At 66.1% G+C, this 6,637-nt stretch carries 6 protein-coding genes; 1 reads left to right on the forward strand and 5 read right to left on the reverse strand.

Annotated elements, in window-relative coordinates; translation table 11 throughout:
* Window positions 1–55: 55 nt before the first annotated feature.
* Window positions 56–370: a hypothetical protein gene (locus ACIPIA_RS08070; protein WP_400508362.1), complete on the forward strand. Its 315-nt coding sequence runs from the start codon at window positions 56–58 to the stop codon at window positions 368–370.
* A gap of 16 nt (window positions 371–386) precedes the next feature.
* On the opposite strand, the gene ACIPIA_RS08075 is transcribed toward ACIPIA_RS08070, so the two are convergent.
* The 5 genes from ACIPIA_RS08075 to ACIPIA_RS08095 all read right to left on the reverse strand — a co-directional run bounded on the left by ACIPIA_RS08075 (window position 387) and on the right by ACIPIA_RS08095 (window position 6,610).
* The gene (locus ACIPIA_RS08075; protein WP_400508363.1) at window positions 387–1,355 is read right to left on the reverse strand and encodes a succinylglutamate desuccinylase/aspartoacylase family protein; all 969 of its coding nucleotides are present in this window, start codon (window positions 1,353–1,355) and stop codon (window positions 387–389) included.
* Between the two features lie 11 nt (window positions 1,356–1,366).
* Window positions 1,367–2,188 carry an ABC transporter permease gene (locus ACIPIA_RS08080; RefSeq protein ID WP_400508365.1) on the reverse strand — a complete coding sequence of 274 codons (822 nt, stop codon included), beginning with the start codon at window positions 2,186–2,188 and terminating at the stop codon, window positions 1,367–1,369.
* Window positions 2,189–2,198: 10 nt separating this feature from the next.
* Window positions 2,199–3,134, reverse strand: coding sequence for an ABC transporter permease (locus ACIPIA_RS08085; protein ID WP_400508367.1), 936 nt, complete (start codon window positions 3,132–3,134; stop codon window positions 2,199–2,201).
* Window positions 3,135–3,238: 104 nt separating this feature from the next.
* Window positions 3,239–4,828: an ABC transporter substrate-binding protein gene (locus ACIPIA_RS08090; RefSeq protein ID WP_400508369.1), complete on the reverse strand. Its 1,590-nt coding sequence runs from the start codon at window positions 4,826–4,828 to the stop codon at window positions 3,239–3,241.
* A 156-nt stretch (window positions 4,829–4,984) separates the two neighbouring features.
* A complete protein-coding gene (locus ACIPIA_RS08095) occupies window positions 4,985–6,610 on the reverse strand; it encodes an amidohydrolase (protein ID WP_400508371.1) in 1,626 nt (541 codons plus the stop codon).
* Window positions 6,611–6,637: the final 27 nt, after the last annotated feature.

Here is a 6,637-nt window from a genome sequence, read left to right on the forward strand (position 1 = left end):
AGGCGAATCGCCTCGCCGAGCGCAAGCGGCGGCGAGGAAATCGAAAGGAAGGACCATGTTGCGTCGTCAGCTCACGGTTTCGGCTCTCGCCTGCGCCGTCCTGCTCAGCGCCATCCCGGCCAAGGCCCAGTATTATGGCGGGCCTTACCGCGCTCCGCCGGCCTATGACGATGACGACGAGGACGATCGCCCGCCCCCGCCGCGCTACGATCGTCGCGGCTATGGCTACGAGCGCCCCTATTATCGCCCGCGCTACAACAATATCTGCGTGACCAGCCGCGGCGAATGCCCGACGCCGCCGCTACCGCGCGGCGCGCCCTGCAGCTGCTACATTCCCGGCTTCGGCAACAAGCGCGGCGCCGTGCCGTGAGGCATGCCGGCGCCGGTCATGGCCGGCGCTGGCTCTCCACCCCGAGATAGCAGATGCCCTCACCGGGCTTCGCCTTGGGATTGGGAAAGATGATGAAGCCGTCGCGCGGCATCGTCACGATGGTGCCATCGGCACGGCGCGCGATCGGCGTTCCCTTGGCGACGCGATCGCCGGTCTTCCAGCTGCCTTCGACGCGGTCGCCTTCGGCCTCGCAGATGACGAGGTCGTCCATGTGGACGACGGTGCGCTCGGCCGGGGCCAGCGGCGCCTCCTCGGTGAGACCGACATGGACGAGCACGTTGCGTATCGCCCTGTAGCCGACATCGACGGAGGCCGGATCCTCATGGCGGCCGCATTCGAGCGTCACGCCGTAGCCGCCGGCGAAGCGCATGAACTCGGTGGTGCCGAAACCTTCGGTCACGGCCAGCCGCGGCAGGTTCAGCCGCTCGCGCGCGGCGATCAGCCGGACATAAATGTCGAGCCAGCCATGGATCATCAGGTCGACGCCGAGGCAGGCGGCGAAGGCGGCCTCGGCCGCGCCATGGCGGAAGGGCTCGAGCTCGCCGCGATTGTCGTCCGGGCCGAAGAAGACGAAGGGCACGCCCTCCCCGGTGAAGGAATGAACGTCGAGCAGCATGTCGTGCTGGCGCAGGACGGCGGAGAGGCGGTTACCGATCCGATCCTCGTTGTCACCGGGTTGCGGCCGCTCCCGCAGGTCGCGGTTGAGGTTGCGGTCGCCCTCCCGGGTGTTCTGCCGGTAGGCCTTGGGATTGGCGACCGGCAGGAAGGTGACCTCGCCGCGCTGGATGACGACGCGCCCCGCGCGGCAATCCTCGATCACGCGGGCGATGGCGTTCGGCCCGCAGGTTTCGTTGCCATGCACGGCACCGAGCACGAGGAGCTTCGGCCCCGCCTTCAGCCCATGGAAGCGGATGGTTTCGAGCGGCGGATCGATCAGGTTTTCAGGCGTTTCTTGGGTCGTCATCGGTTCTGCTGTCAGGCCTTGCGGAGCTGCGAATGCGGATCGAGGATATCGCGCAGGCCGTCCCCTAGCAGGTTGAGGCCGAGCACGGTCAGGAAAATCGCCAACCCCGGGAAGATCGAGATCCACGGTGCGGTCGAGATCTGGTCGCGCGCATCGGACAGCATCGAACCCCAGCTCGGGAAAGGCGGCCGTATGCCGAGGCCGAGGAAGGAGAGCGAAGCTTCCGCCAGCACGGCGCCGCCCATGCCCAACGTGCCGATGACGATGATCGGGCCGGCGATGTTGGGCAGGATCTGCGTCAGCATGATCCGGAAGGTGCCGTAGCCGAGCGAGCGGGCGGCCTCGACATAGCCGAGCTGCTTGACCGAGAGGGTCGCGGCGCGGGTCAGCCGACAGGTGAAGGACCAGTTGGTCAGGCCGAGCGCGATCAGCAGGCTGGTGAGGCCAGGGTTCAGGATCGCCATGATGGCCAGCGCGAAGATCAGCGAGGGAATCGCGAGCATCATGTTGGTCAGGCCGTTGACGAAATCGTCCCACCAGCCGCCCCAATATGCGGCGGAGAGGCCGAGCGCGACGCCGATGAACGTATTGATCAGCTGCGAGACGATGCCGACCGTCAGCGAGATGCGCGCGCCGTAGAGCACGCGGCTGTAGATGTCGCGGCCCTGCGCATCGGTGCCGAACCAGAACTCCGATCCCGGCGGGATCTCGGCATTCATCAGGTTGGCGTCCATGACGGGGTCGGTATGGGCAAGCCAGGGGGCGAAGACGCCGCCGGCCACGACGAGCGCGAAGCAGGCGCCGCCGATCCAGAGATTGGCACGGAACTTCATGGGCGAAGGCCTAGCTGTATTTGATACGCGGATCGACGACGGCGCAGAGCACGTCGACGGCGATGTTCACGACGAGGAAGAAGAGCACGATCGTCAGGATGCAGCCCTGCACGACCGGGATGTCGCGCCAGGTGACGCTGTCGACAAGCAGGGAGCCGAGGCCCGGCCAGGCGAAGAGCTTCTCGACCACGACCGCCTGGCCCAGCACCGAGCCGAACTGCAGGCCCAGCGTGGTGAGCACGATGACGAGCGCATTGCGCGCGACATGCCAGCGCATGACGCGATAGGCGCTCGCCCCCTTGGCGCGGGCAGTGCGGACGAAATCGGCGTGCATGATCTCGAGCACGGCAGCGCGCGACGTCCGCGCCAGCAGCGCCAGCGGCGAGACGCCGAGCGCGATCGCCGGCAATACGATGTAGCGCGGATCGCCATCGCCATAGCCGAAGCTCGGGAACCAGCCGAGCGTCAGCGCGAAGCCGTACATCAGCAGGAGGCCGAGCCAGAACATCGGCAGCGACAGGCCGGACACGGCGAAGACCATGGAGAGCATGTCGACCCAGCTGCCGGGCTTCAGCGCCGCGAAGAAGCCGAGGGGTACGCCGATGACGATGGCGAAGAGCATCGCTCCCAGCGCAAGCTGGAGGCTCGGCCAGAGCCGTTCGCCGATCAGGTTGATGACGGGCTGGCGGGTGCGGAAGGAATCGCCGAGGTCGAAGGTCGCGAGGCCACCGACATATTTAGCGAAGCGCAGCGGCAGCGGGTCGTTGAGCCCGAACTGCTGGTTCATGCGCGCGATCGTTTCGGCGTCGATATTGCTGCGTCCGTCAGCCATCTGGCTGGTGGCGAAATTGCCGGGGATGACGCTGAACAGCACGAAGATCAGCGCCGCGACGGCAAGCAGGATCGGGATCGCCTGCAGCAGGCGGCGAGAGACGTAGGGCAACATGGCAAGGGCTCCTGACCGCCGCTGTGCGGGGCGTCGTCACGGACGCTCGGACACGGACAAGCTCACGCCGCCGCGCATGCGCGACGGCGTGAGCTCAGCACAGCTTACTTGGCGGCCGGCGACGAGGCGTCGACCCAGAGATCCTCGTAGCGCTGCAGCGCGAGCTCGGTCGCGTTCGCCTGGAGGCCATGGAGCCAGGGCTGATAGGCCATGACCGCCTTGTTGTAGTTGAAGAACCAGACCGGCGCCTCTTCCTGCAGCATGGCATTGGCCTTCTTCAGCAGCTCGAGCTGCTTGGCCGCGTCGGTCTCGTTCGAGGCGTCGTCGATCAGCTTGTCGTAGGCCGCGTTCTTGAACGTGGTGTAGTTGCAGGAGGAGCGCGGCGTCGACGAGTGGAAGCACTTCAGCGCGGTCAGGGTGTCCGGCCCGGAGGTGTTCGACCAGATATAGGCCTGGAAGTCGCCACCCACGACGACACCGCCGAGCGCGGAGGTCTCGACCGGCTTGACCTTCACCTTGATGCCGACCTTGGCGAGCATCGGGATGGTGGCCTCGACGATCGGGATGCCCCAGCTCTCGTTGGGCGTAGCGGTCCATTCGAACTCGAAGCCGTCGGGATAGCCGGCCTCGGCCAAGAGCTTCTTGGCCTTCTCCGGATCATATGCGTAGGGCTTGGCATCCTTGTCGAAGGCCGGCGAGGAGAGCGGCAGCCAGCTCGCGGCGCGATAGGCCTTGTCACGAACCAGACGCTTGATGATCAGGTCGCTGTCGATGGCGTGGTTGATCGCCTGGCGCACCCGCTTGTCGGAGAAGGGCTTGAAGCTCGGGTTCATGCCCATGTTGCGGGTGAAGACCTCGGCGACTTCGAGGATGCCCTTCGACAGGTTGGCATCGGCCTTGTAGGCGACGTACTGGGTCGAGCCGAGGATCGAGACGTCGATCTCCTTGTTGCGGAAGGCTACGTCGCGCGCGGCGGCCTCGCCCATCGGCGAGATCACGAGCTTGTCGGCATAGGGCTTGCCGGCCTGGTAGTACTTGTCCCAGCGCTCGAAGGACATGCGCGATCCGGGAACGTGCTCGACGAACTTGAAGGGCCCGAGCCCGATCGGCTTGTTGAAGAAGTCCGGAGCCTGCGCCTCCTTGGCCGGCAGGATCGCGGTGGTCGCACTGAACAGGAAGTAGCCGGGATCGGCCTTGTCCGTCAGCGTCATTTCCAGCGTGTGGTCGTCGATCTTCTTCAGGCCGGAGATCTCCTTGGCCTGGCCCTTCTGGACATCGGTCGCGCCGACGACGCGGGCGATGTATCGGGCGCCCGGATAGTTCTTCGCGCCGTCCATCAGGCGGGTATACGACCAAATGATGTCGTCGGCCGTCATCTTGCGGCCGTTATGGAAGAGTGCGTCGTCGCGCAGCTTGTAGGTATAGGTCTTGCCGTCCGGCGAGACCGTCACGCTCTTGGCGAGATCAAGCGCCGGCTTGCCGGCCTTCGCATCCCATTTGTAGAGCATGCTGTGCAGAGCATAGCCGTAGATCTCGTCCTGGATCTGGTTCGAGACGTGGCTGTCATTGCTGACGAAGGACGCGCCATAGGGGGCCGTGAAGCGGATCGTTCCGCCGCGGCGCGGCTCCTGAGCCTGCGCCTGGACCGTGAAGGCCGCCAGCGTCAGCGCCGTAGCAAAGGCAAATTTCTTCAACAACACGATTACTCCTCCCGTTCTTCCCATCGGCTCCGGCTGATCCGGAGTTGTTTGCTTCCAAGCGGAACCATAACGGCTTTGCCGTAGCTGTCTTCCCCTCATGCTCAATATTCTGGCAGGCCGCCGGTAGCAGGCGGCCTGCCTTCGGCGGAATTAGTTCACAGACCGCTCGTAGACGACCTCGCCGCCGAGGATCGTGAGATCGCAGCGGGTATCCTTGAGGATATCGGCCGGAGCGGCCGTCAGCAGATCGCGAGAGAACACCGCGACGTCGGCCAGGAGCCCGGGCACGAGCCGGCCCTTCACCTTCTCCTGCTTCTGCGAGAAGGCGCCGAACTCGGTATAGGCCTGCAGCGCCTCCTCGATCGAAACGCGCTGGGCTTCGTCCATCACCGTGCCCTTCCAGGTCTGGCGGGTCAGCATGGTGTGGAAGTTCGGGAACGGGTTGGGGTCGCAGACCGGTGCGTCGCTGCCCGTCGCCGGCTTCAGGCCGAGATCGAACCAGGTGCGGAGCGGATAGCTCGACAGCGCCCGCTCCGGGCCGAGAACCTTCACATAGGCATCGCCGAAGTCATGGATGAAGACCTGCTGCGGGCAGGGATAGATCCCGGCCTTGACCATGCGCTCGTGCTGGGCCGGGGTCGAGAAGCCGCAATGCTCGATGCGATGGCGGCGATCCGGATCGGGATAGGCTGCGAGCGCCTTCTCGTAGGCGGTGATGAGCTGTTCGATCGCCGCATCGCCGATGGCGTGGCAGACGAGCTGATAGCCCTTCCTGTGGGCGTCGAGCACCATGCGCTCGAGCTCGGCATCCTCCCACATCCAAACGCCGGTCGTCTTGTCCTCGCCGAGATAGGGCTCGGTCATCCAGGCGGTGCGGCCGCCCGCCGAGCCGTCCAGGAAGAGCTTGACGCCGCCGATCATCAGCATGTCGTCGCCGGTGCCGGAGATCAGGCCGGCATCGTAGCAATCCGGCACGATCGAACGGCCATCGTCGCCGAGCAGGGTGAGCCAGGTGCGGACCGGCAGGCGGCCGTCACGCTTGGCGCGGTGATAGGCCGCGATCTCGCCGAAGCCGCCCTTCTGCCCAACGGCAGCGTCCATGCAGCTGGTGATTCCGAGCGAGAGCAGATAACGGCCGCCGCGCTCGATGCCGGAGATGAGATCCTCCTCGGTCGCGGCGGGGATCGCGGCCTGCACCGGAGCACGCGCGTTCTCGGCCAGCAGGCCGGTCAGGCGGCCGTTCTGCTGCTCGATCAGGCCGCCCTGCGGCGTCGGCGACGCCTCGTCGATGCCACCGAGCCGAAGCGCCTCGGAGTTGCAGATCGCGATATGGCCGCAGGTGCGGACCAGCATCACCGGGTTGTTCGGCGCCGCGCGGTCGAGCTCCTCGCGATAGGGGTGACGGCCGGTATCGAGCTTGGTCTGGTCGTAGCCGCGCGAAAGAATCCACTCGCCGGGCTTCAGCGTCGCGGCGCGGGCCGAGATCGCGCCGAGCAGCGCCTCCAGGGTCGGCGCCGCCTCCGGCTTCGAATCGACCCAGCCCATGGTCATGCCGAGCGAGACGAGATGCAGGTGGGAATCGTTGAGCCCCGGCGTCGCGAGCCGGCCCTTGAGGTCTATGACGCGCGTCTTCGGCCCGACGAGCGGAGCGATCTCGGCATCGCTTCCGGTCGCAAGAACCTTGTCCCGAAAGATCGCGAGGGCCTCGACGACGCCCTCTTCGCGCCCGCACCAGATCGGCCCGTTGCGCAGCACGATGTCGGCCTGAACCACCATGGTCTTCTCCTGCCTATACTGTCTTCG

The sequence above is a fragment of the Allobosea sp. CER48 genome, from assembly GCF_044752385.1.
Lineage (GTDB): Bacteria > Pseudomonadota > Alphaproteobacteria > Rhizobiales > Beijerinckiaceae > Allobosea.

Excerpts from the sequence above, each read along its gene's own strand:
- ACIPIA_RS08080 (WP_400508365.1), bottom strand. The coding sequence starts at position 2,188 with ATGAAGTTCCGTGCCAATCTCTGGATCGGCGGCGCCTGCTTCGCGCTC.
- ACIPIA_RS08075 (WP_400508363.1), bottom strand. The coding sequence starts at position 1,355 with ATGACGACCCAAGAAACGCCTGAAAACCTGATCGATCCGCCGCTCGAA.
- ACIPIA_RS08070 (WP_400508362.1), top strand. The coding sequence starts at position 56 with ATGTTGCGTCGTCAGCTCACGGTTTCGGCTCTCGCCTGCGCCGTCCTG.
- ACIPIA_RS08095 (WP_400508371.1), bottom strand. The coding sequence starts at position 6,610 with ATGGTGGTTCAGGCCGACATCGTGCTGCGCAACGGGCCGATCTGGTGC.
- ACIPIA_RS08085 (WP_400508367.1), bottom strand. The coding sequence starts at position 3,134 with ATGTTGCCCTACGTCTCTCGCCGCCTGCTGCAGGCGATCCCGATCCTG.